Source organism: Sinorhizobium sp. P24N7, from assembly GCF_042436655.1.
GTDB lineage: Bacteria > Pseudomonadota > Alphaproteobacteria > Rhizobiales > Rhizobiaceae > Sinorhizobium > Sinorhizobium meliloti_A.
In genome coordinates this window covers 80,161-102,718 of the sequence record NZ_JBHMIW010000007.1, presented here as the reverse complement: position 1 = coordinate 102,718, position 22,558 = coordinate 80,161, and the positions used below count along the sequence as shown (strand labels likewise).

Genomic DNA, 22,558 nt, shown 5'->3' with positions numbered 1-22,558 from the left:
GAAATCGTCATGATCGATTCTCTTCGTCTTAGGCCGATCTTTTAGACCGCACGATGGCGAAAGGTCCCTTCGCCTAGTTCTGGACCAACGCGGCCGCGCGCCCTGGATTGAATATGCCCGAGGGGTCGAATTGGGCGCGGATGCGTTCCGATAATTGTGCCACGGCCGGGGATTGCGGTTCGAAGGCCGGAATGCGGCCGCGCGCCTCCTCGTCGGCACGCAGAAGCGCCGCATGTCCGCCGCCGACCGCGCCAATATAACGGCGGAGCAGTTCCGCCTCCGGGTCTGCCTCCATGCGCAGCCAGACCAGACCGCCCTGCCAGTCGTAGAACGCATCGACACCGGTCTGCAGGCGCAATGCGGCGACGAGCTGATGGCCCGCCGAAGGGGCGACCGATACGCGCCACAAAGGCCGTCTGGTGCCATCGGCATAAGGCTTCACATCGCGGATTTCCGTCCAGAGGGTTCCTGTCTGCGCCTCGTCGAGTTGCGAAATCCGCCCGAAGCGCGACAGTTTTTCGCCGAGCTTCTGCGCCCGAATGGCAACGGATGCCGCGAGGCCTTCGAGCCGGAGCACCGTTGCGGCGCCATCCGGCAATACGCCGTCGAGAAAGCGGCTGCGCACGCTTTCCGGCAGATGCGACGCACCCGAAACCTCCACCGGCTGCGCCATGGCCTCCGCCATCACCGCAGCGGCTTCCGCATCGTTCAGCCCGGAGACGACGACGGTCGCCGCCGCCGGCGGGAGTGGCTGCACCTTGAAGGTGACTTCGGTCAGAATGCCGAGCGTGCCGTAGGATCCCGCCATGAGCTTGACGAGATCGAGCCCGGTCACGTTCTTCATCACCCGACCGCCGGCCTTGATGAGTTCTCCCCGGCCATTGACGAAACGCACCCCGAGCAGGCTGTCGCGAGCGGCACCGGCGACGTAGCGGCGAGGCCCGGAGACATTGGCGGCGAAGACCCCGCCTATCGTCGGTTCGCCCGTCGTTGCGAAAATCGACCGGTGGTCCATCGGTTCGAAGGAGAGCATCTGGCCCTTGGCGTGCAGTGCCGCCTCGACTTCGGCGAGCGGCGTTCCGGCAAGCGCACTCATGGTCATCTCGGCCGGGTCATAGGTGACGATGCCGGAAAGGCGCCTGGTCGAGAGCGTTCTGTCCGCACGCGTGGGGTTGCCGAGGCCTGCGCGCGTGCCGCCGCCGACCACGGCGAGCGTGACGCGCTCGGCCGCCGCGGACCGCACGACGGACGCGATCCCCTCCTCGCTTGCCGGCTCGAAATGGACGATCATGCCGCGGGCCGCCCTTCGAGCGGAAACACCTTCGACGGGTTCATAAGCCATTGCGGATCGAAGGCGGCGCGCGCCGCCATCTGCTGGCCGAGATCGGCCCTGCTGTACTGGTGCAGCATCAGATCGCGTTTCTCGATGCCGACGCCGTGTTCCCCGGTCAGGCAGCCGCCCGCCTCGACACAGAGCTTCAGTATGTCGTTGCCGGCAGCTTCCGCGCGGGCAGCTTCCTCCGGATCATTGATGTTGTAGAGGATCAGCGGATGCATGTTGCCGTCGCCGGCATGGAAGACATTCGCAACGCGCAGGCCGTAGCCGGCGACGATCTCGCCGGTCCGCCTCAACACATGGGAGAGCTGGCTCAGCGGCACCGTTCCGTCCATGCAGATATAATCGGCAATCCGGCCGGTTGCGCCGAAGGCCGACTTACGCCCCTTCCAGATCAGTGCCGCTTCCAGAGCCGATTGCGATTCCTTGATCGTCATCACGCCGTGGCGGCGGGCGATCTCGATGATGCCGGCGAGCATGGCATCCATTTCGGCCTCGGAACCTTCCACTTCGACGATCAGCAATGCTTCGACGTCGAGGGGATAGCCGGCCTGGGCGAAAGCCTCGCAGATCTCGATCGCCGGCTTGTCCATGAATTCGATTGCGACGGGGATGATGCCCGATCCGATGATATCGGCGACGCAGCTGCCGGCGGACTCGGAGGAGGCAAACCCGAAGAGGACGGGCCGCGCTCCCTCGGGCTTCGCAATCAGCCGCACCGTCGCTTCCGTGATGATGCCGAGCTGCCCCTCCGAACCGCAGACGAGCCCAAGCAGGTCGTATCCCGGCGCGTCGAGCGCCTTGCCGCCGAGTTCGATCACGGTGCCGTCGAAAAGCACCATCTTGACACCCAGAAGGTTGTTGGTCGTAACCCCGTACTTCAGACAGTGCGCGCCGCCGGAATTCATCCCGATGTTCCCGCCTATGGTGCAGGCGAGCTGCGAACTCGGATCCGGCGCATAGAAGAAGCCGTCGGCCGAAACTGCATCGGAAATATTGAGATTGGTCACGCCCGCCTGAACCGTCGCCGTGCGGTTGAACAGATCGATATCCAGGATGCGCGACATCTTCGACAGACCGACGACGATCGCGTCCTCCTGAGGAATGGCGCCGCCGGAGAGCGAGGTGCCGGCGCCCCGCGGCACGATCGGAATGCCGTAGCGGCTGCAATATTTGAGCACCGCGGCCACCTGCTCCGTCGTCTGAGGAAGGACGACCGCGAGCGGCATCCGCCGATAGGCGATAAACGCATCCGTCTCGAAGGGCTTGAGGCCGCGCTCGTCGCTGATGAGGCCGCCTTCCGGCAACAGATCGGCAAGATCGGCGACGATTTCCCGCCGACGGTCGAGGACGGCCTGCCTTGGCTTAAGAAAGCCGATCGTCTCCGGCATGAGCGCCTCCCATTCACAGCAAAGTGGTATTTTTTGCTTACCACTAATGCATGTCGCCCAAAAGTGTGCGGCGGACTTGAGACGAGGACATACACAAGCAATGACCTCATCGCATCCCGCTCTAACCTTTTACAGGGCTGGACGGACACCCGGCAAATGTTAATGATCTTTTCGCCTTTGGAAACAATGATCAGGATTGATGACGAATCTAGGCGATCTCGAAATTTTTGCGCGGGTGGTGTCGACCGGCAGCATGTCGGCGGCGGGACGCGCGCTCGGTTTTTCCGCAGCCGTGATTTCCAAACGTATCAAGCGGCTCGAAGACAGGCTGGGCACGCGGCTCCTGCAGCGCACGACGCGGCAGATTTCGCTGACGGAGGCCGGCCAGGGTTTCTATGACCGCGTTCTCGGCATTCTCGCCGGGCTGGAGGAAGCGGAGGCCTATGCCTCGGGCCGTTCGTCCCAGGTCCAGGGGACGCTGCGCATTTCCGCGCCGACTTCCTTCGGGCGCATGCACATCGCACCGCATCTGACCGGTTTCATGAAGGACCATCCCGACCTGAAGCTGCACATCGTGCTGACCGACGATTTCACCGACATCGTCGCAGAAGGTTTCGACCTCGCCATCCGAATAGGCGAACTCAGCGATTCGAGCCTCGTCGCCCGCAAGCTCGCGCCGGTGCGCCGGCTTCTCTGCGCGGCGCCGAGCTATGTCGCCCGTCATGGAACGCCGACGGAGATCGGCGAACTCGCGCATCACATCTGTCTGCCTGCGCACAACAACGACAACTGGAAGCTGGAGGGGCCTGACGGCAGCCTCTCCTATCGGCCGGAGGGACCGCTCGTCACCAACTCGTCGGAAATCATCCGCGAAGCGGTGATTGCCGGTGCCGGCATCGCCCTGCGGTCCACCTGGGACATCGGCAGGGAACTTCGGGAGGGGCGCCTGGTTCAGGTGCTGCCGCAATGGGAAGGATCGCACAAGCTGACGCTTTCGGCGGTCTATCCGAGCCGGCAATTCCTGCCGGCCAAGGTCAGGCAGTTCATCGACTATCTCGCCGCACTCTACGGCCCGGTGCCCTACTGGGAGCAATAGACTATCCGTGCTCGTCGTGATGGCGGCGAATGCGCCGCACCACCAGCCAGACCCCGGCGACCGCGAAGGGAACGGCGAGGCCCGTCAGGAGACCGGGGTCAACGGGTATTTCATGACTGACGGCCTTGGCGAGGTAGCCGAAGAGCCCGACGACATAATAGGAAATCGCCGCCACCGACAATCCTTCGACGGTCTGCTGCAGGCGCAATTGCAGCTTGGCGCGGCGATCCATCGAATTCAACAGGGCGCTGTTCTGCCGTTCCAGTTCGACGTCGATCCAGCTTCTCAGGAGAGCCGTAGCGCGGGCGAGCTTGCGCGAGAGATTCGCCTGCCGCTCCTCGACCGACTGACAGGTGCGCATTGCCGGCGCCAGCCTGCGCTCGAGGAAGGTGCCGATGGTCTCGTAACCGGGCACCGGCGTCTCGGAAAGCGTGCGGATGCGTTCCTGGACAATGCCGTAATAGGCGCGGCTGGCGCCGAAGCGATAGAGGCTGAGGGCGGCACCCGCTTCGAGATCGGCGGCAAGGCGGGTGATCTCCGCCAGCATCTCGTCAGCCTCCTCGCGGACGTTTTCCTTCATGCGCTGAGTCACCGCCGTCAGGCCGTCCTCGGTGTGGCGGATCTCCGGCGACAGCGACTGAGCAAGCGGCAGGCCGAGAATGGCGAGCGTGCGGTAGGTCTCGATGTCGAGCAGGCGCTGCACCAGGGCGCCGGTTCCCGCCTCCGTCATGCCGCGATCGATGACCAGCACCTGGGTCAGCCCGTCGCCGTTCTGGCGAAAGTCGGTCAGGAGCACCGCCTGGCCATTCTTGGTTTCGCTGTAACAGAGGCTCGTGGGATCGAAGGCCGCGATCGCCTCGCGGGTCTCCGGCGTATCGGGACGGATTTCCAGACGAACTCCGGAAATCAGCGAGCCCGGAGGCGAAAAGCCGTCGCCGAAAGGATGGATCGGCACCTCGCCGCCGAAGCTTTCCGGCGCGGGCGCGTCCCAGAAATAGGTGGAGAATTCCGTGTGCCGCTCCCAGCGCAGCGTTCCCTGTCCCCAGGGGATCGCGTGGTGATTGGCGTCGCGACCGGGCGGGGCGATGCCGCGCGAGCGCGACAACTCGGACATCACGGCGTGATCGACGATCGACCCGCCCTCCGTCATGAAGGCGAGTTGAAAGATGACGCGCGGAGTCGTCACCAGTGCATAGGGCCGTGAATGGACCTCGCCGAGCGCCTGGGCGCGCATGGGCGCCACCGGAAATGCAAAACTGCCCTTTGGCATGAAGCGCTTCTTCCCCCTCACGCGTTCATCATCACCTTCTTATCAACGGATAAGGTAAAAAGAACAGGGCGCTTTGACGCAGTTCGATCTTTGTCAACACCGGCAGAGTGGACAATCAATTTGACCACTTGATCGGTCCTGTTAGATTGCCGAATGGAAGCGGAGGCCGGCGACACCTGTGCACAAAGCCCTTGGCGCTCCGGGAGACGTGGCCGTGACCGAAGACCAGGACGACCTTTATGCCCGCATCAGCCATGGCCGGACGGCCGACGAGGTGGTGCAGCAGATCGAGCTTCTGATCCTCGAGGGCGTATTACGCGACGGCGATCGCTTGCCGGGCGAGCGAGAACTCTCCAGGCGCTTCGACGTGTCGCGGCCGATCCTGCGTGAGGCGCTCAAGGAGTTGGAGGCGCGCGGTCTCGTCGAAAGCCGGCATGGCGGCGGCACGTTCGTCGCCGACGTGGTCGGCCAGATCTTTTCCAAACCCCTGATCGAGCTCATCGGACGCCACCACAAGGCGACCCAGGACTATCTCGAATACAGGCGCGAACTCGAAGGCTTGACGGCGGAACTGGCGGCGACCCGCGCAACCGACTTCGACCGCGACATTCTTACCCGCGTCATCAAGCGCATGCGCGCCGCACACGAGAGCGGCAACTTCGCCGAAGAACTCGAAGCCGATATCGAACTGCACAATGCCATTGGCGAAAGCGCTCATAATATCATCCTGCTTCACACCCTCAGAGCCTGTTACAGGCTGCTGACCCAAGGCATCTTCTTCCACCGCAATTCCGTCTTCGACGCGCCCGGCGCGCGCGACCAGCTTCTCGCGCAGCACGAGGCGATCTATGCGGCGATCATGGTCGGCGATCCGCAAACCGCCAAGGCGGCCGCGCAGAGCCACATCGATTTCGTCGCCACGGCAGCGCGCGAGGCCGAGCGCAGCGGAGAGTGGGTGCGCATTGCCCGCCTGCGCCTGCAGCAGCGCGATCGCGCGGGTTCCTGACCCGTCGCGCGCCCGACAAGCGCAAAAGTACGGATGGCGAGTGCCCCGTGGTAAAATTCCAGCCGATTTCCTAAATATGGTCATGGGACAGTGGTTCGGTCGGAACCGCGACTCCGCGCTTTGCGTTAGCTGGGTGATGCATAGTCCCGAAAAGGAAGAGCGTGAATCCGAATGAATGCGGCGCGTTTGACGAACGCATTTACAGCGGCATGCGACGGTTCATACTCGGGTCGCGCGCACTAACCACTGATTCGTTGAGGAGTATCGGGAATCTTGAACTTTCTGCACCGGCTCGCTTCTGATGTGCAACTCATGCTGCGTCGCCCGGCGCGAATGCAGTATGCGGCGCTGTGCTATCGGCTTGCCAGGAAGACGAATGCGCTGGAAATCCTGGTGATCACCAGCCGCGACACCGGCCGGTGGGTCATCCCCAAGGGGTGGCCGATGCAGGGCAAGCAGGCACACGAGGTCGCCGAGCGCGAGGCCTATGAGGAAGCCGGGGTGAAGGGCAAGGTGCAGAGGGCCGCCATCGGCGCCTACGTCTATCAGAAGCGGATGGACCACGGCCTGGAGATCTCCTGCAAGGTGCAGGTGCATGCGCTCGAAGTCGAGGATTTCTGCAAGAACTTCCCGGAGAAAGGCAGCAGGCGGCTGGAATGGGTCGACTATCGTGAGGCGGCAAAGCGCGTTGCAGAGCCTTCGCTGAAAGAGCTTATCCTCGATTTCGGCAAACGCCTCGGCCCCGACCCGGAGCAGCGGCCGAAAGCCTCCAGCAACTGACGGCGAGGCGGAAGCCCACGGCATCCGCCCCGACGACTGGTCGAACGCGCAAGCTCGCCGCAGGCTGCGACATGCCGGATCGGGTAACGCCCCGGCCGCACCCCCTCGCCTCCCTCGTCAATTCCTCTTGAATACGCCCGTTTGTGCCGCTACTGGCGAATATTACAGTTGGAGAACAGCCATTGGCCAAGCCGCGACCGCGCCTCGAAAAGCTGACGCTCGACAAGGATCTCGACAAGTTCAGCCTTGCCGAGGAAGCGTCGCATCACGTCATGCGCAGATTGGCTGCTCCCGGACTTGCCGCTCTCTTCCTGATCCTCAGCATGGGTTTCGCGGCGAGCTATTTCACCGGCGCCTCCGGTGCGGCCGTGGTGGTTGCAGCAGCGGCGGTCGCGGGCTACATGGCGATGAACATCGGCGCCAACGACGTCACCAACAACGTCGGAGCGGCGGTCGGCGCAAAGGCGATATCGATGCCCGTGGCGCTGGGGATTGCGGCGGTGTTCGAGATAGCCGGAGCGCTGATCGCCGGCCGTAAGGTCACGCTGACCGTAGAGGCCGGGATCATCGACGGCACGCAGGTAGTCGGCGCCGAAGGGCTGGTCTGGGTGATGCTCTCGGCGCTTATCTCATCGGCGATCTGGATCAATATCGCGACCTACTCGCGTGCGCCCGTTTCGACGACGCATTCGCTCATCGGCGGCATTATCGGCGCAGGGGTCGCCGCCGCCGGGCTTTCCAGCGTCAAGTGGTGGGCGATCGCCGGCATCACAGCGAGCTGGACGATTTCGCCCGTGCTCGGCGGGATCATTGCCGCACTCTTCCTCGCCTTCCTGAAGGAGTTCGTCATCTACCGCGATGACAAGATCTCGGCCGCCCGGCGTTGGATGCCTGTCGTCCTCGGCGTCACTGCCGGTTCGTTCACGGCCTATGTCGCGGTCTTTGCAATCGACCATCTGGCTTCCGTTCCGCTTCCGACCGGCCTGGCGATCGGCGGACTGGCCGGGATCGCTTGCTATATCGTGTCGAGGCCGTGGATCCACCGCCAGTCGGAAGGTCTCGAAAACCGCAACCAGTCGCTTCGCAAGCTGTTCCGCCTGCCGCTCATCTTCTCGGCCGCCCTGCTCTCCTTCGCCCATGGCGCAAACGACGTATCGAACGCCATCGGCCCGCTGTCGGCGATCGTCTCGGCTGTCGACGGCGTGATCTCGACCGCGGATTCGGAGGCCCCCTTCTGGGTACTCCTCATCGGCGCACTCGGCATTTCGGTGGGTCTTCTGCTCTACGGTCCGCTGCTGATCCGCGTCGTCGGCGAGGAAATCACGCGTCTCAACCCTATGCGCGCCTTCTGCGTGGCGCTTGCAACCGCCGTGACGGTTCTGCTTGCCTCGGCTCTCGGCCTGCCGATCAGTTCCACCCACACGGCGGTCGGCGCCGTGTTCGGCGTCGGCTTCTTTCGCGAGTGGTACACGCGTCATTCGCAACGGCGGCTCGAATATGTCCGGCGCAAGACGGGCCAGACCGAATTCATGGAAAAGGGCGAGACGAACTTTGCGGAAGTGCGCCGCCGGCGCCTGGTGCGGCGCTCCCACTTCCTGACCATCGTCGCCGCCTGGGTCATCACGGTTCCCGTGTCGGCGCTGCTCTCGGCCTTTCTCTATCTCGTCCTCTCCGGTCTGTTTCTCTAGAAGGTACCCGATACCGATGCGCGCCAATTTCCGCATGCAGCGACTGTTCATCGAGAACCCGCTCCACGCCGGAGCGAAACATGAAGCCACCAGGGAGCAGTTCAACTATCTCATCAACGTCCTGCGCCTGGGTGAAGGCGCATCGCTTCTGGTCTTCAACGGCCGGGACGGCGAATGGCGGGCGGAGATAGCCATGCCTTCGCGCAAGCAGGCGGTTCTCGTCGCGGTCGAGCAGACGCGCCCTCAGCCCGCCCCTTGCGATCTCGTTTACCTGTTTGCGCCTCTTAAGGTAGGGCGGCTCGATTATCTCGTGCAGAAGGCGGTGGAAATGGGCGCCGGCGTGCTGCAGCCAGTCATGACCCAGCATGTCCAGGGAAAGATCGGCAGCCTCGAACGCGTTCGCGCCAACGTCATCGAAGCGGCGGAGCAATGCGGCGTGCTCGGCATCCCGGCAGTCGAAGAACCCCGCAAGCTCGAGGACCTTCTCATGGACTGGCCGCGCGACCGGCGCATCGTCTTCTGCGACGAGGGAAACGACAGCCAGAATCCACTGCCCATCCTCGAGGGAATTGCCGAACGCCGGCTGGCGCTCCTGATCGGGCCGGAGGGCGGCTTTTCGGAGGCGGAGCGGGATCTGCTGCGGAGCCGTGACTTCGTGACGGCGATCCCTCTCGGGCCGCGCATCCTGCGCGCCGATACCGCGGCAGTGGCTGCGATGGCCGTCATTCAGGCGACGCTTGGCGACTGGCGATGATGCGTCATCCGCTTGCTCCTAGTTTTTTTGAGGGCATCTTGAAAGAAATTGACTTGCGCCGCACTTGATTACGGTTCAAGCACTCCATCCGATCCTGCTGACCCCGCAGGAGCCGCCCAGGCAAAGAAGACGAATATGGCCCGAGACACTACCGACCAGACGCCGGTTACCTCTGTCGCTGAACTGACCGCCTATCTGGCATCCGGATCGAAGCCGAAGGAAAAGTTCCGGATCGGCACCGAGCATGAGAAGTTCGCCTTCTTCAAGGCGGACAACAGCCCGGTGCCCTATTTCGGCGAGGCCAGCATCCAGGCGCTCCTGAACGGTATGGCCGAAAGGAACGGCTGGGAGCCGATCGTGGACGAGGGGAATGTCATCGGCCTTGCCGAGCCCTCGGGCAATGGAGCGATTTCGCTCGAGCCGGGCGGGCAATTCGAGCTTTCCGGCGCACCGCTCGAGAACCTCCATCAGACCTGCAAGGAATCCAACCAGCACCTTGCCGTGCTTCGGGAAATCGCCGAACCGCTCGGCATCCGTTTCCTCGGCATCGGCGGCAGTCCGAAATGGAGCTTCGCCGAGACGCCGCGCATGCCGAAATCGCGCTACGCCATCATGACGCGCTACATGCCCAAGGTGGGCAGCAAGGGCCTCGACATGATGTATCGCACCTGCACGATCCAGGTTAACCTCGACTTCTCCTCGGAAGAGGACATGCGGCGGAAGATGCAGGTCTCCCTGAAGCTGCAGCCGCTCGCCACCGCCCTCTTTGCGAGCTCCCCCTTCACCGAAGGCAAGCCGAACGGGCTGCTTTCCTGGCGGGGAGACATCTGGCGCGATACCGACAACCGGCGCTCGGGCCTGTTGCCGACGGCCTTCAAGCCGGACTTCGGCTTCAGCGACTATGTGGAATGGGCGCTCGACGTCCCCATGTATTTCGTCGTCCGCGACGGGCATTACCATGACTGCACCCATGTCACCTTCCGTCAGTTCATGAACGGGGCGCTGAAGGGCGAAATCGCCGAGTGGCAGCCGACGATGGGCGACTGGACCAATCATCTGTCGACTCTCTTTCCCGACGTCCGTCTGAAGCGTTTTCTGGAAATGCGCGGGGCAGACGGCGGCCCCTGGCGGCGGATCTGCGCCCTGCCGGCGTTCTGGGTCGGCCTGCTCTACGATGACGAGGCCCTGTCGGCAGCCGAGGAATTGACCCGCGATTGGGGTTACGAAGAGGTCCTGGCACTCAGAGATGCCGTGCCCGCAAAGGCGCTCGCGGCCGAATTCCGGTCGAGGTCGCTTTTCGATGTCGCGCGCGAGGTTCTCGCCATTTCGCGCAACGGCCTCAAGCGCCGCAACCGGCTGAACGGCGACGGCATCGACGAAAGCCAGTTCCTGGCACCGCTTGACGAAGTGCTGGCGAAGAAGGCGACGCTCGCGGAAGACATGCTCTCGCTCTATCACGGCCGCTGGAACGAATCGGTCGAACCGGTTTTCGCCGACTACCAATACTGAGCGGACCCTCTACCCGGACGGAGCGCAGCCGACATGCTCCTTCCGCCCCTGTCTGGCGCTTCAGAAAAAGCGGTTTCCAGCCCTCCAATTCCCGTTATAGTGCAAGGACATGCGTCGCTCGTCCCGGGAAGGAACGCCAATGGCACCGCTTTTTGACATGTTCGCGCAGGCGCAGAACGGCCACGCCATCGAACTGATGGCGAAACAATTCGGGCTCGCGCAGGAGCAGATGGCGAAAGCCACGGCAGCGCTGATGCCCGCATTTTCCACCGGCTTTAAGTACAATACGACGAACCCCTACGACTTCGGCGCGCTGCTGACGGCGCTCTCGACCGGCAATTACGCCCGATATTTCGAAGACATGAGCCAGGCGTTCACACCCCAGGGTGTCGCAGATGGCAACGGCATTCTCGGCCAGCTTTTCGGCTCGAAGGAAATGTCGCGCGCGATTGCGGCGCAGGCGGCCCAGATGACGGGAATCGGTCAGGAGATCTACAAGCAGATGCTGCCGGTGATGGCGAGTACGCTGATGGGCGGGCTCTTCAAACAGACCACGGGGCAGATGAGCGGTGGGCTCGCCGACAATCCGATGATGACGCTGATGCAGCAATGGATGGAGGCGACAGGCCTCGCCAAGAAGCCCGAACCGCAGTCCAACCCCTTCGACAATCCTTTCACCCAGGCGATGCAGGGCTTCTTCGGCATGGGCAAGCCGGGAGAAACGGGCAAGGCCGGCGATAAGCCGAAAGCAGCCGATCTTTTCGCCGACAATCCGTTCTTCAAGGCCTATGCGGAGATGATGCGGGGCGCCGACACGGCGCAGAAAGCGCCGGCCGACAACCCGGCCTTCGCCCAGTTTTCGCAGGCGATGAACAGTCTCTTCGACAGCGGGCTGGAAATGCAAAAGGAATATCAGAAGAGCATCGACGCGCTGTTCGAGAGCTACAAGGGCGGCTCGGGCGGCAAGGCGTAGCCGCCGGGATTGCCCCTCTCCGCAGGACGGGCACGCGCTCGACTGGCCTCCGCCATGATTTATTCCCAAACTGGAAACATGCCGATAAATCGGTGAGGAAAGCTGCGTCCGAGCACCGCGCCGCGCCTTATCGGACGCGCAAAAAAGCCCGGTACACGTCTTGGCATGTACCGGGCAAGCAGCAGGGTCTATTGGCTCATACCCTGCGGGGAACTGTTACGACGTGCCATCGGCACGATCTAAAATTCGCGGCATGATCCGCGCGAGGCGAAGATTTCGCAGATCATGCCGCACTGGCGCATCCGAGGCGGCGGGACGCGCCATGAGGGGTCAATCGTGGCGCACTCCCCTGTAGAAGAGGTTCGCCCGATTGCGTGAGGCGCGCGTCAGGTAGCTGCCCGGGTTTTCGAAGAAGGCCGAGGTCAGCGCCTCGTGCAGGTCTTCGCGTTTCAAACCCATGTCCAGCAACTGGCGATCGTCGAGATCCTGCAGGCGGGCAATCTGGCAGCGGTTTCGATAAAGGCGCCAGACGGCCGTCAGCACGCCGATGATGCCTGTTGTGCGGGCTGCAGGCGACTGCCTGCTCGCAACGAGGCCGAAACCGGAGGCGTGGTGGGTCGTGCGCATGACGGAACTCCTTTTCGCGGGCACGAAGAAACCCGTCCCCTGCGGGGAGGTCTTTCGCAGGGGCAGGCGGAAATACTTTTGGCGAACCGGCGACTATTTTGGCCGGAAAGATTGACGTGGTTTGCGGATTATCATTCGCAAATCCTTATTGATCAGTCCAACGAATGTTTTTAATGATATTCATCAAACAATCTTATAGGTATTCCGGCCATGTCCGCACCGCTCGATATCGACCAGCTGCAAACCTTCGTAGCAATCGCAGACACGGGCAGCTTCACCAAGGCGGCCGACCGTGTCTTCAAGACTCAATCCGCCGTGTCGATGCAGATGCGACGCCTGGAAGAGCGGATCGGCAAGCCGCTTTTCATGAAGGATGGCCGGGGCAACCGGCTGACCGTCGAGGGCGACAGGCTCCTGAATTTTGCCCGCCGGATGATCCGCCTCAACAATGAGGCAATAGCCTCCTTCGACGACAACCGCCTCGAGGGCACGCTGCGGATCGGCACACCGGACGACTACGCGGACCGCTACATGCCCGAAATCATCGTCCGCTTCGCCAAGACGCATCCGAACGTCGAGCTCTACATCGTTTGCGAGCCTTCGGTGGACCTCGCGGAAAAAATGGCGAAGGGCGATCTCGACATCGCGCTCGTCACCCACAATCCGCGTGCGCGGGCTTCCGACGTCGTACGAACCGAACCGCTCTGCTGGGTCAGCTCCATCAATCATCCGCTGCCCGAGAATGCGCCAATCCCGCTTGCGGTCGGCCGGCGCGACTGTCAGTGGCGGCAGGCTGCCTGCGCGGCGCTCGATGCGACCGGCAAGGAATATCAGATCCTGTTCACGAGCTGGTCCTCGACCGTCGTTGCCGCGGCGGTGCTCGCCGGCATGGCGGTCTCCGTCCTTCCGGAGTCGGCACTGCGACCGGGCATGAAGGTGCTGACGCTGGCCGACGGCTTCCCGTCGCTGGCGCCGGTGCAGATCGGCATCATGAAGCGCCCCGGCCTTTCGCCGTCGCTGTCGAACGCGATCACCAATCACATTACCGCCTGCCTGGACAACATCACGCCGATCACCGTCAACGACGATCTCGAAGGCGATCTCAAGGGCTATCCCCGTTATCCGCGCCTCAGACAGAGCCATATGCTGCCGGGCTGGTGAGCCGCTTACATATCTCCTCCAATGACGAAGGCCACGCCTTGCTGAGGCGTGGCCTTCGCGCTTGCCGGTACGGGCGCCGGACTACTCGGCGGCCGTGCTGATCGTGTCCGCCTCGTAGCCGTGGGCGGTCTTCAGCGCCTGGCGGACGCCCGCCTCGTATTCCGGGTGGACGCGGGCGAAATGAATGAGCTGCCGCTCGATGATCTCGCCCGGGACGCCGCCCATGGCGGCCGCGATGTTGGAGAAGAGGCGCGACTTCTGCCCCTCGTCGAAAAGGTCGAACAGCGCCCGCACCTGAATGTAGTCGTCATTGCCGACGCGGTGGTCGTAGCGGGACATGTCGCCGTCTATTCTGAGCGGCGGTTCCTTGGCCAGCGGCTGTTCGGCCGGTCCATTGAAGGAGTTCGGCTCGTAATAGGCGTCCGGATTGCCGGTGCGGATGCCGCCATAGGTGTTCATCTGACCGTCGCGATGGTAGTGGTGAACCGGGCAGCGCGGCTGGTTGACCGGGATGTGTTCGTAATGCGTGCCGAGGCGGTAGCGGTGGGCATCCGCGTAGGAGAATATGCGGGCCTGCAGCACCTTGTCCGGCGAGAAGCCGATGCCGGGAACGATATTGGAGGGCGAGAAGGCTGCGTTCTCGATCTCGGCAAAGTAGTTTTCCGGGTTGCGGTTGAGCTCCAGCACGCCGATCTCGATCGGCGGGTAGTCGGCATGCGGCCAGACCTTGGTCAGGTCGAACGGGTTGTAGGGCGTCTTCTCCACGTCGAGCTCCGGCATGATCTGCACCTGAACCGTCCAGCGCGGGAAAGCCCCGTTCTCGATCGCGTAGAACAGTGCCTCCTGATAGCCCTCGCGGGTCTTGCCGATGACCGTTTCGCCTTCCTCGTTCGTGAAGAACTTGTGGCCCTGCTGCGTCTTGAAGTGGAACTTCACCCAGTAGCGTTCGCCCGCGTCGTTCCAGAAGGAATAGGTGTGCGAGCCGTAGCCGTTCATATGCATCGGCGTCTGCGGGAGGCCGCGGTCGGACATCAGGATCGTCACCTGATGCAGGCTTTCCGGCGACAGGGACCAGTAGTCCCACATGGCAGTGGCGGAACGCAGATTGGTCTTCGGATGCCGCTTCTGCGTGTGGATGAAGTCGGGGAACTTGTAGGGATCGCGAATGAAGAAGACCGGCGTATTGTTGCCGACGAGGTCCCAGTTGCCTTCCCCGGTGTAGAATTTAAGCGCGAAACCGCGGACGTCGCGCTCGTGGTCGGCGGCGCCCTGTTCGCCGGCGACGGTCGAGAAGCGGGCCAGCATCGGCGTTTCGGCGCCGGGCTGGAGACATTTCGCTCTGGTGTATTGCGAGATGTCACCGGTGATTTTCAGCGTGCCGAAAGCACCCCAGCCCTTGGCATGGACGACGCGTTCCGGAATGCGCTCGCGGTTCTGATGCGCCAGCTTCTCGATGAGCTGATAGTCCTGCAGCATGATGCCGCCGCGCGGCCCTGCCGTCAGCGAATTCTGGTTGTCCGGCACCGGCGCCCCGGCGGTGGTGGTGATCGTCGGACGATCTGTCATCGCATCCCTCCTGTTTCGACGTTTCGGCTTCCGATGCTCGCTGGAGAGCGTGACGGCTGACGACAGCAGCCACGATCGGCATAGCGCATGGAATGCCTTGGCACTGGTTTCTCCCATCCCGGGACGATAATCTCCAATTGTATTTCCTGCTGATTACGATAAGATTTTCCTATCATGTTGACACTCAGGCAGATGCGTTACTTCGATGCCCTCGCGGCCACTCGCCACTTCGGCAAGGCGGCCGAACTCACCCATGTCAGCCAGCCGGCGCTCTCTGCGCAGATCATGGAGATGGAAGAACATCTGGGCGTGAAGCTGGTGGAACGGAGCCGCGCCGGCGTTTTCCTGACCGTCAAGGGCGAGGAAGTGCTGGCGCAGGTGCGTTCCATCCTCGCGGATGTCGGCAGATTGGAGGAGAGCGCCCGGACAAACACGGGCACTCTCGAGGGGCGGGTCCGCCTCGGGGTTATCCCGACGCTCGCGCCCTATCTCGTACCGAGGCTCATTCCCTACCTGCGCGAACGGTATCCGGCGATCGAGATAGAGCTGAAGGAGTCGCTTACCGACCGGCTCATCGCCGATCTCGGCGACGGCCGGCTGGATGCGGTCGTGGCGGCGCTGCCGGTCGATGCGGACGGCATCGTAACCCGGCCGCTGTTTTCCGACCGCTTCTATATGGCCGTGGCGGAGAACGACCGACATGTGCTCATGTCGCCGATGACGGAAGAGCAGGTGGATATATCGCAGCTGCTGTTGCTCGAAGAAGGCCATTGCCTGCGTGATCAGGCGCTGGCCGTCTGCAATACGGCCGGCAAACGGCAGCTCCTGAGTTTCGGCGCCACGTCGATGGCAACGCTTTTGCAGATGGTGGCAAACGGCATGGGAATGACACTCATCCCCGAGATCGCGATACCGAGCGAAGCCGCACGCAACGCGATCCGGATCCTGCCCTTCGCCGCCCCGGAGCCCTCTCGCGAAATCGGGCTCATCTGGCGGCGCAGCAACCCGCGGCCGCGCGACATGGACGCGCTTGCAGACGCCATATCGGCCTGCGCCCGGGAGATCTCACGGGACGCTGCCTCGGCCGGACGGGGCGCGGCGAAAGCTGCGCCTCGTCCAGCCGCATGATCAAGCCAGCTTCGTCTTCAGGAATTCGACGGTCCGCTGCCAGGCGAGGTCGGCCGCCTCCTTGTTGTACCGCGCCGCCGAGGTGTCGTTGTTGAAAGCGTGGTTCACACCTTCATAGACGTGGATCGTCACGTCCTTGCCATTTTCCGTCAGCGCTTTGCGGTAGGCCTCTATGCCGGCATTGATGCGCTCGTCGAGCCCGGCATAATGCAGCAGCAGCGCCGCCTTGATCTTCGGCACGTCCTCGGCCTTCGCCTGGGCGCCGTAATAGGCCACGCCGGCCTTGAGATCGGGTGCGTTCACGGCAAGCCTGTTGACGAGACCGCCGCCCCAGCAAAAGCCGATCGCGCCGACATTGCCGGTGCTTTCCGCATGGCCTTTCAGAAAGCTCACGGTGGCGACGGCATTCTCATTCGTCTCGGTTGCGTCGAGTGCGCTGATCATCTCCCGCGCCTTGTCCTCGTCGGCCGGTGTGCCACCGTCCGGCGACAGGAAATCGGGCGCAAGCGCCACGAAACCTTCGAGCGCCATGCGGCGCGCAACGTCTCTTATGTGTGGGTTCAGGCCACGATTCTCGTGAATGACGATAACGGCGGGAAGCTTGCCGGACGCATCGGCGGGTCTGACGAGATATCCCTTCATTTCGCCGTCGGCGCCGGGATAGGTGATGTCCTCTCCCTTGATGCGCTCGTCCGTCTCGGCAATCACTTCGGCTTTGGCACTATCGGCAGCCAGCATCGGCGCGATTGCGGCGGCAGCCGCAGCCGTACCCGCCAGCGCCGTCAATCTCTCCATGAAACGGCGGCGATCCAAAGTGAGATGCGTATATTCGTCATAGGCATCGATCATCGCCTGGGTGATGACAGGCTTGTTCATGACGCTCTCCCTGGGGCTATGGCAGATCAAATGTCGCTGTAGCAGGCGGCAGCAGACCACCCGGCGACAGGATAGGTCAGCGGCACGGTCACGGACTTACAAAACTGCGTTACCTCAGCTCATCGCCATCCAGACGGAAAGCCATGTCCACATCGCGAAGAGCACGATGAAACCTGCCATGAACAGCGGCTGGCGAAAGCGAAGCCGATTGCTCGTGACGTGGATGAAGGCGTGAGCATAACGGAGCGCCACGAAAAGCCAGGCGAGACCAAGCGAGAGGAGATTGTCCGCCTCGGTGATGTAGAGCAGCACGCAGCAGAGATGGAAGAGAACCGGCAGCTCGAACTGGTTCGCTATGCTGTTTCGCACGATAAGGCTATCGCCCGGCTCGCCGCGGTTTTCCCGGAACAGGGAAGCGTCGATCTCGCCCGACCTGATGAGCGATGCCCGACGCGTGGAGAGGAGCGCATAAAGCGCAAAGACAAGCGCGACATGGGCCACCATCGGCCAGAATATTTCGAAGCCTGTCATCGATGCTCTCAGCGTCAGCAATGGACATGGCGGACGCCGGACGGCGCCCGCCGATGATATCAGGCGCCGCCCGGATAGTTCGGGCTCTCGCGGGTGATCGTCACATCATGGGCATGGCTCTCGCGGAGGCCGGCGCCGGAGATGCGAACGAAGGTGGCGCGCTCCTGGTAATCCTTGATCGTGGCCCCGCCGACATAGCCCATGGAGGCGCGGAGGCCGCCGGCGAGCTGGTGCAGGACGCCGGAGACCGGCCCCTTGTAAGGCACCTGCCCCTCGATGCCTTCCGGCACGAGCTTCAGCGTGTCGCGGACTTCCGCCTGGAAATAGCGGTCGGCCGAGCCGCGCGCCATGGCGCCGACGGACCCCATGCCGCGATAGGCCTTGAAGGACCGGCCCTGGTACAGGAAGACCTCGCCAGGGCTCTCCTCGGTTCCGGCGAGCAGCGAGCCGATCATCACGGCCGAAGCGCCGGCGGCGATCGCCTTGGCGACATCGCCCGAATATTTGATGCCGCCGTCGGCGATAATCGGGATGTCCGCGGCCTGTGCGGCCTCGACGGCCGCCATGATCGCGGCGAGCTGGGGCACGCCGACCCCGGCGACGATGCGCGTCGTGCAGATCGAGCCGGGGCCGATGCCGACCTTGACCGCATCCGCGCCGGCGTCGATCAGCGCCTTGGTACCGTCCCCGGTCGCGACGTTGCCCGCCATGATGCGCACCGAGTTGGAAAGCTTCTTCACCCGTGCCACCGCATCGAGCACGCGCTGCGAATGGCCGTGGGCGGTGTCGACGACGATCAGGTCGACGCCGGCATCGATCAGCCGCTCGGCGCGCTCGAAACCGTCGTCGCCGACGCTGACGGCGGCGGCGGCGCGAAGCCGGCCCTGCGCATCCTTGGCGGCGTTCGGGTTGAGCTGGGACTTTTCGATGTCCTTGACCGTGATCAGGCCGACGCAGCGTCCTTCGGGATCGACCACGAGGAGCTTCTCGATCCGGTGCTTGTGCAGAAGGCGCTTTGCCTCCTGCTGATCGACGCTTTCCTTCACCGTGATAAGGTTTTCCCGCGTCATCAATTCGTAGATCTTCTGGGAAGGATCGGACGCGAAGCGGACGTCGCGGTTGGTGAGGATGCCGACGAGGCGCCCCTGCTTCTGCCCGCCGAGACCGCCGTTTTCCACGACGGGAATGCCGGAAATGCCGTGCGCCTTCATCAGGCCCAGAGCATCCGCAAGCGTCGCATCCGGGCCGATCGTCACCGGATTGACGACCATGCCGCTTTCGAACTTCTTGACCTGCCGGACTTCTTCCGCCTGTTCGGCGGGCGTCAGGTTGCGGTGGATGACGCCGATGCCGCCGGCTTGTGCCATGGCGATCGCGAGCCGCGCCTCGGTGACGGTATCCATGGCCGCCGAGAGTATCGGAAGATTGAGTTCGATGTCCTGTGCGATGCGGGTGGCGATATTCGTCTGACCCGGCATCACCTCGGAATGTCCTGGCTGGAGCAGAACGTCGTCGAAGGTCAAAGCCTCCAGACCGGTTGCCGTTTCGATGATGCGCGCCATGGCCAGTTCCTCTTCAAATAAACGAAAAATCCCCGGGGACGCTCAGCGACTTGTCCACCGGGTGACTTCAAGGCTTTTCTTGGAAGTTGGCGAGGGCTGGTAACACGGATATGCCGGAATGAAAATAGCCAAGGGGCCCAAATCTTATGGGCCCCGGCGAATTGTTGTCGCATTGCAGCAAGCCGTCTCTTCATATGTCGAACTGATAGCTCGCCGGTACGAAGCGATAGCCCTGATCCTGGCTCTCGACGAAGCCGACGGACGGAAACGGCATATGATAGCCGATGAAGGGCAGCCGGTCGGTCGCGATCATGTCGAAGACCTTTTTTCTGCTCGCGCTGGCAGCCGCCTTGTCCATGTCGAAGCGAACCTCCCAATCCGGCCGCTGCAGCGACAGGACATAGTGGTTGGCCGTGTCTGCGGTCAGGATCATGGCCTTGCCGTCGGACTCGAGCCGATAGATCATATGCCCCGGAGAATGACCGAACGCAGCCATCGCAGAGATGCCGGGGACGACCTCCCCGCCATCCGCGACAAAGGTGATCTTTTCCGCCAGCGGCACGACCTTCGCCAGCACCGCCTTGTGCCCGTTTTCGGCGGGCGTGCCGACGCGGGCGCCGTCCTTCCAGAAATCGTACTCGACCTGCCCGGTCACATAGCGCGCATTGGCAAAAGCGGGCTTTCCACCCTCCGTCAGGCCGCCGATGTGGTCGCCGTGCATGTGGGTGATGACGACGACCGTCACCTGTTCCGGAGCATAACCGGCAGCTTTCAGCCCTTCCGCAAGCTTGCCCGTGCCCGCCTCGCGACCTCCCTCGCCAAGCCCGGTGTCGAAGAGAACGACCTCGGATCCGGTATCGACCAGAACCGGGGAAAAGCCGTTGACGAAGCCGCTGGTCGGCAGGAAATTCTGTTCCAGAAGTTTGGAGACCGACTCCGCAGGCTGATTGGTACCGAAGATCTCGTGCGGCTTGTCCGCGGCGCGCGTCCCGTCGCTGATCACCGTCACCTTGAAACTTCCGAGTTTCAAAGTCCTGAAGTCCGCACTCATCGCCGCGCCGCCCTTTTCCGTCGTTTCCTGAGCACCGGCAATGCCTGCCAGCAGACTTGGTGCAGCCAATGCGCCCGCGCCTGCTGCGAACAGCGTCCGCCGCTTCAATTGAAAAGCCATCGTCATTCCCTCCTGTTGACCGGCGCTGCCCGCGCGCCGGTGATCACAGGCGAAAAGTAGTGCCTTGACAGAAATGGACAGGACGGATCACACGCATGTGATCTTCAATCTCCGGTTTCGCCCCGACAAAGCCATCGGAACCGCTTACCGGCGACCAGCGCGCTCGAGTTTCTGATGATTTTGTCCTCAAATCGATTTCGAATTAAGAACCAATGGGGCTAACGCCCGCAGTGACAGCCCCAAGGCGCCTTTCATGAACCGCATCGTCCCGTTGATCCTCGCCGTCGCTCTCTTCATGGAGCAGATGGATTCAACCGTCATTTCGACATCGCTGCCGGCAATCGCGCGCGATATGGGCGTCGGGCCGATCACGCTGAAGCTCGCACTGACCTCCTATATGGTGGCGCTGGCGATCTTCATTCCCCTGAGCGGCTGGATGGCGGACCGGTTCGGCGCCAAGCGAATCTTCCGCGCAGCGATCCTCGTCTTCATCGCGGGCTCCCTCTTCTGTGCGGTGGCGGATAGCCTCTTCGCCTTCGTCCTTGCGCGCTTCCTGCAGGGCATGGGCGGCGCCATGATGACGCCGGTCGCGCGGCTCGTCCTCGTGCGCAGTGCGCCGCGCAGCGAGCTTGTCTCGGCAATGGCTTTGCTGACGATACCCGCACTGGTGGGACCGCTTGCGGGCCCGCCGCTGGGCGGCTTCATCACGACCTATTTCTCCTGGCACTGGATCTTCCTGATCAACGTGCCGGTTGGAATTGTCGGCTATTTTCTTTCGGGCATCTACCTGCCCGAGATGGAGCGGCGAAATCCGCCCCCGGTGGATATCATCGGTTTCCTGCTCGGAGGCATTGCCGCCGCGGGCGTGGTCTTCGGGCTTTCGGTCATCAGCCTGCCGGCCCTGCCGCCGGCGATCGGTATCGCTTCCGTGTCGGCCGGCGTCGCCGCCTCGCTCCTCTACATCTTCCATGCGCGCCGGCATCCGGCGCCCGTGCTCGATCTCAAGCTCTTCCGCGACGGTGCCTTCCGCGCCGCGTCGATCGGCGGCACGATCTTCCGCATCTCCGTCGGCGCAGTGCCTTTCCTGATGCCGCTGATGCTCCAGGTCGGCTTTGGTCTCAGCCCGTTCCAATCGGGCCTCATCACCTTCGTCGGCGCCGTCGGCGCCATCACCACGAAGTTCCTCGCGCGCCGCGTGTTCGCTTTCGCCGGCTTCCGCACGACGCTGCTCATCGCCGCCGTGATTGCGGCCGTCACGACTTTCGCGAACGGCTTCTTCACGCCGGCGACGCCCTATCTCCTGTTGATCTCCGTCCTGCTGATCGCCGGCTTCGCCCGCTCCTTCTTCTTCACCGGCGTCAACGCACTCTCTTTCGCCGACATCGACGATGCCGACGCCAGCAAGGCGACATCGATGAGCGCCGTGCTACAGCAGATCAGTCTCGCATTGGGGGTCGCAGTCGCAGGCGCCATTCTCGAATTCCAGACGGCGCTCAGCGGCAGGCCGCTTGAGCTCGAAGACTTCCACGTCGCCTTCATGATCATTGCCATCGCCAATCTTCTGGCGGCAATTCCCTTCGTCGCCATGGCGAAGAATGCCGGCGCCGCCGTTTCGGGCCATCGGCTGGCCGTGCGGGAAGTGGAAACGACGGCTGCCGGCAAATGATCTGCTGCAGCCTCCGATCGGGCAGCGCTGTCAGCGAGGAAAGCTCCGCCCTTTGCCCTCTCAAGCAAGCCTCGTAACGCCTATTCCGGCCGCTCGCAGACCGCCGAAAGCTTGTTGCCGTCCGGGTCACGGACGTAAGCCGCGTAAAAATTTGCATGGAAGGGGCGCAGCCCCGGCGCGCCTTCATCGGTGCCGCCACCGGCGAGCGCCGCGGCATGGAAGGCGTCCACCGCCGCGCGGCTTTGCGCCTCGAGCGCCACCATCGAGCCGTTGCCGATGGTCGCGGCCTCGCGATTGAACGGGGTCACCACCCAAAGCCGGCAGCGGAAGTCACCCTCCGCGCCGTAACCAATCTCCACCTCATCCTCCTTGCGGCGCTTGAGGCCGAGGGGCGCAAGCGCCGTGTCGTAGAAAGCGCCCGCCCTTTCGAGGTCGTTGGAGCCGAGGGTCACATATAGCAGCATGGC

General features: G+C 63.1%; 20 protein-coding genes. 10 read left to right on the top strand and 10 right to left on the bottom strand.

The annotated features are described in order from the left end of the window. Positions 1 to 73: 73 nt before the first annotated feature. Together glcE and ACFHWW_RS13880 are read right to left on the bottom strand one after the other, a co-directional pair. Positions 74 to 1,291 carry a glycolate oxidase subunit GlcE gene (gene glcE / locus ACFHWW_RS13885; RefSeq protein ID WP_379938743.1) on the bottom strand — a complete coding sequence of 406 codons (1,218 nt, stop codon included), beginning with the start codon at positions 1,289 to 1,291 and terminating at the stop codon, positions 74 to 76. After that, entirely contained in the window at positions 1,288 to 2,727 is a 1,440-nt protein-coding gene (locus ACFHWW_RS13880; RefSeq protein WP_275596699.1) for an FAD-binding oxidoreductase, read from the bottom strand. Before ACFHWW_RS13880 ends, glcE begins: the two co-directional genes overlap by 4 nt. Positions 2,728 to 2,926: 199 nt before the next feature. On the opposite strand from ACFHWW_RS13880, the gene ACFHWW_RS13875 reads away from it, so the two are divergent. Further along, positions 2,927 to 3,823, top strand: coding sequence for a LysR family transcriptional regulator (locus ACFHWW_RS13875; protein WP_379938740.1), 897 nt, complete (start codon positions 2,927 to 2,929; stop codon positions 3,821 to 3,823). Position 3,824: 1 nt separating this feature from the next. Here ACFHWW_RS13875 and ACFHWW_RS13870 read toward each other — a convergent pair whose 3' ends face one another. Further along, on the bottom strand, positions 3,825 to 5,093 hold the full coding sequence (locus tag ACFHWW_RS13870) for a DUF3422 family protein (protein ID WP_379938738.1): 1,269 nt from the start codon (positions 5,091 to 5,093) through the stop codon (positions 3,825 to 3,827). 214 nt (positions 5,094 to 5,307) lie between these two features. Between ACFHWW_RS13870 and ACFHWW_RS13865 the strand changes: the two genes are divergently transcribed. From ACFHWW_RS13865 to ACFHWW_RS13840, 6 genes are all read left to right on the top strand, one after another. Beyond that, positions 5,308 to 6,099 (top strand): FadR/GntR family transcriptional regulator, encoded by a 792-nt coding sequence (locus ACFHWW_RS13865; RefSeq protein WP_324762993.1) that lies wholly within the window; start codon positions 5,308 to 5,310, stop codon positions 6,097 to 6,099. 273 nt (positions 6,100 to 6,372) lie between these two features. After that, positions 6,373 to 6,879: an NUDIX hydrolase gene (locus ACFHWW_RS13860; RefSeq protein ID WP_275596701.1), complete on the top strand. Its 507-nt coding sequence runs from the start codon at positions 6,373 to 6,375 to the stop codon at positions 6,877 to 6,879. Between the two features lie 182 nt (positions 6,880 to 7,061). After that, positions 7,062 to 8,567, top strand: coding sequence for an inorganic phosphate transporter (locus tag ACFHWW_RS13855; RefSeq protein ID WP_275596702.1), 1,506 nt, complete (start codon positions 7,062 to 7,064; stop codon positions 8,565 to 8,567). Positions 8,568 to 8,583: 16 nt separating this feature from the next. Continuing rightward, positions 8,584 to 9,321, top strand: coding sequence for a 16S rRNA (uracil(1498)-N(3))-methyltransferase (locus ACFHWW_RS13850; RefSeq protein WP_324762990.1), 738 nt, complete (start codon positions 8,584 to 8,586; stop codon positions 9,319 to 9,321). Between the two features lie 135 nt (positions 9,322 to 9,456). Beyond that, entirely contained in the window at positions 9,457 to 10,830 is a 1,374-nt protein-coding gene (locus ACFHWW_RS13845; RefSeq protein WP_379938735.1) for a glutamate--cysteine ligase, read from the top strand. Between the two features lie 139 nt (positions 10,831 to 10,969). Beyond that, on the top strand, positions 10,970 to 11,803 hold the full coding sequence (locus tag ACFHWW_RS13840; RefSeq protein ID WP_100669363.1) for a DUF937 domain-containing protein: 834 nt from the start codon (positions 10,970 to 10,972) through the stop codon (positions 11,801 to 11,803). A 330-nt stretch (positions 11,804 to 12,133) separates the two neighbouring features. Here the strand turns inward: ACFHWW_RS13840 and ACFHWW_RS13835 are convergent, their stop codons facing one another. Beyond that, entirely contained in the window at positions 12,134 to 12,430 is a 297-nt protein-coding gene (locus ACFHWW_RS13835; RefSeq protein WP_018094318.1) for a DUF1127 domain-containing protein, read from the bottom strand. A gap of 210 nt (positions 12,431 to 12,640) precedes the next feature. Between ACFHWW_RS13835 and ACFHWW_RS13830 the strand changes: the two genes are divergently transcribed. Next, positions 12,641 to 13,591 carry a LysR substrate-binding domain-containing protein gene (locus ACFHWW_RS13830; protein WP_018094317.1) on the top strand — a complete coding sequence of 317 codons (951 nt, stop codon included), beginning with the start codon at positions 12,641 to 12,643 and terminating at the stop codon, positions 13,589 to 13,591. Between the two features lie 81 nt (positions 13,592 to 13,672). Here ACFHWW_RS13830 and katA read toward each other — a convergent pair whose 3' ends face one another. Continuing rightward, positions 13,673 to 15,157 carry a catalase KatA gene (gene katA / locus ACFHWW_RS13825; RefSeq protein ID WP_379938732.1) on the bottom strand — a complete coding sequence of 495 codons (1,485 nt, stop codon included), beginning with the start codon at positions 15,155 to 15,157 and terminating at the stop codon, positions 13,673 to 13,675. A 174-nt stretch (positions 15,158 to 15,331) separates the two neighbouring features. On the opposite strand from katA, the gene oxyR reads away from it, so the two are divergent. Then, positions 15,332 to 16,285 carry a hydrogen peroxide-inducible genes activator OxyR gene (gene oxyR, locus ACFHWW_RS13820; RefSeq protein ID WP_198516571.1) on the top strand — a complete coding sequence of 318 codons (954 nt, stop codon included), beginning with the start codon at positions 15,332 to 15,334 and terminating at the stop codon, positions 16,283 to 16,285. Here the strand turns inward: oxyR and ACFHWW_RS13815 are convergent, their stop codons facing one another. The 4 genes from ACFHWW_RS13815 to ACFHWW_RS13800 all read right to left on the bottom strand — a co-directional run bounded on the left by ACFHWW_RS13815 (position 16,286) and on the right by ACFHWW_RS13800 (position 20,425). Continuing rightward, a complete protein-coding gene (locus ACFHWW_RS13815; RefSeq protein ID WP_100669367.1) occupies positions 16,286 to 17,161 on the bottom strand; it encodes a dienelactone hydrolase family protein in 876 nt (291 codons plus the stop codon). 114 nt (positions 17,162 to 17,275) lie between these two features. Beyond that, positions 17,276 to 17,692 carry an MAPEG family protein gene (locus ACFHWW_RS13810; RefSeq protein WP_379938729.1) on the bottom strand — a complete coding sequence of 139 codons (417 nt, stop codon included), beginning with the start codon at positions 17,690 to 17,692 and terminating at the stop codon, positions 17,276 to 17,278. 59 nt (positions 17,693 to 17,751) lie between these two features. After that, the gene (gene guaB, locus ACFHWW_RS13805) at positions 17,752 to 19,254 is read right to left on the bottom strand and encodes an IMP dehydrogenase (RefSeq protein WP_018094312.1); all 1,503 of its coding nucleotides are present in this window, start codon (positions 19,252 to 19,254) and stop codon (positions 17,752 to 17,754) included. 190 nt (positions 19,255 to 19,444) lie between these two features. Next, a complete protein-coding gene (locus ACFHWW_RS13800; RefSeq protein ID WP_379938727.1) occupies positions 19,445 to 20,425 on the bottom strand; it encodes an MBL fold metallo-hydrolase in 981 nt (326 codons plus the stop codon). 253 nt (positions 20,426 to 20,678) lie between these two features. On the opposite strand from ACFHWW_RS13800, the gene ACFHWW_RS13795 reads away from it, so the two are divergent. Further along, positions 20,679 to 22,091: a DHA2 family efflux MFS transporter permease subunit gene (locus ACFHWW_RS13795; protein WP_379938725.1), complete on the top strand. Its 1,413-nt coding sequence runs from the start codon at positions 20,679 to 20,681 to the stop codon at positions 22,089 to 22,091. Between the two features lie 80 nt (positions 22,092 to 22,171). On the opposite strand, the gene ACFHWW_RS13790 is transcribed toward ACFHWW_RS13795, so the two are convergent. Next, positions 22,172 to 22,555: a VOC family protein gene (locus tag ACFHWW_RS13790; protein WP_018094309.1), complete on the bottom strand. Its 384-nt coding sequence runs from the start codon at positions 22,553 to 22,555 to the stop codon at positions 22,172 to 22,174. Positions 22,556 to 22,558: the final 3 nt, after the last annotated feature.

What these genes read in the sequence shown, in the direction of transcription:
- ACFHWW_RS13880 (WP_275596699.1), bottom strand. Translation starts at nt 2,727, where the DNA reads ATGCCGGAGACGATCGGCTTTCTTAAGCCAAGGCAGGCCGTCCTCGAC.
- ACFHWW_RS13810 (WP_379938729.1), bottom strand. Translation starts at nt 17,692, where the DNA reads ATGACAGGCTTCGAAATATTCTGGCCGATGGTGGCCCATGTCGCGCTT.
- katA (WP_379938732.1), bottom strand. Translation starts at nt 15,157, where the DNA reads ATGACAGATCGTCCGACGATCACCACCACCGCCGGGGCGCCGGTGCCG.
- ACFHWW_RS13800 (WP_379938727.1), bottom strand. Translation starts at nt 20,425, where the DNA reads ATGGCTTTTCAATTGAAGCGGCGGACGCTGTTCGCAGCAGGCGCGGGC.
- ACFHWW_RS13835 (WP_018094318.1), bottom strand. Translation starts at nt 12,430, where the DNA reads ATGCGCACGACCCACCACGCCTCCGGTTTCGGCCTCGTTGCGAGCAGG.
- ACFHWW_RS13845 (WP_379938735.1), top strand. Translation starts at nt 9,457, where the DNA reads ATGGCCCGAGACACTACCGACCAGACGCCGGTTACCTCTGTCGCTGAA.
- ACFHWW_RS13870 (WP_379938738.1), bottom strand. Translation starts at nt 5,093, where the DNA reads ATGCCAAAGGGCAGTTTTGCATTTCCGGTGGCGCCCATGCGCGCCCAG.
- oxyR (WP_198516571.1), top strand. Translation starts at nt 15,332, where the DNA reads ATGTTGACACTCAGGCAGATGCGTTACTTCGATGCCCTCGCGGCCACT.
- ACFHWW_RS13850 (WP_324762990.1), top strand. Translation starts at nt 8,584, where the DNA reads ATGCGCGCCAATTTCCGCATGCAGCGACTGTTCATCGAGAACCCGCTC.
- ACFHWW_RS13840 (WP_100669363.1), top strand. Translation starts at nt 10,970, where the DNA reads ATGGCACCGCTTTTTGACATGTTCGCGCAGGCGCAGAACGGCCACGCC.
- ACFHWW_RS13790 (WP_018094309.1), bottom strand. Translation starts at nt 22,555, where the DNA reads ATGCTGCTATATGTGACCCTCGGCTCCAACGACCTCGAAAGGGCGGGC.
- ACFHWW_RS13830 (WP_018094317.1), top strand. Translation starts at nt 12,641, where the DNA reads ATGTCCGCACCGCTCGATATCGACCAGCTGCAAACCTTCGTAGCAATC.
- guaB (WP_018094312.1), bottom strand. Translation starts at nt 19,254, where the DNA reads ATGGCGCGCATCATCGAAACGGCAACCGGTCTGGAGGCTTTGACCTTC.
- glcE (WP_379938743.1), bottom strand. Translation starts at nt 1,291, where the DNA reads ATGATCGTCCATTTCGAGCCGGCAAGCGAGGAGGGGATCGCGTCCGTC.
- ACFHWW_RS13795 (WP_379938725.1), top strand. Translation starts at nt 20,679, where the DNA reads ATGAACCGCATCGTCCCGTTGATCCTCGCCGTCGCTCTCTTCATGGAG.
- ACFHWW_RS13875 (WP_379938740.1), top strand. Translation starts at nt 2,927, where the DNA reads ATGACGAATCTAGGCGATCTCGAAATTTTTGCGCGGGTGGTGTCGACC.
- ACFHWW_RS13815 (WP_100669367.1), bottom strand. Translation starts at nt 17,161, where the DNA reads ATGAACAAGCCTGTCATCACCCAGGCGATGATCGATGCCTATGACGAA.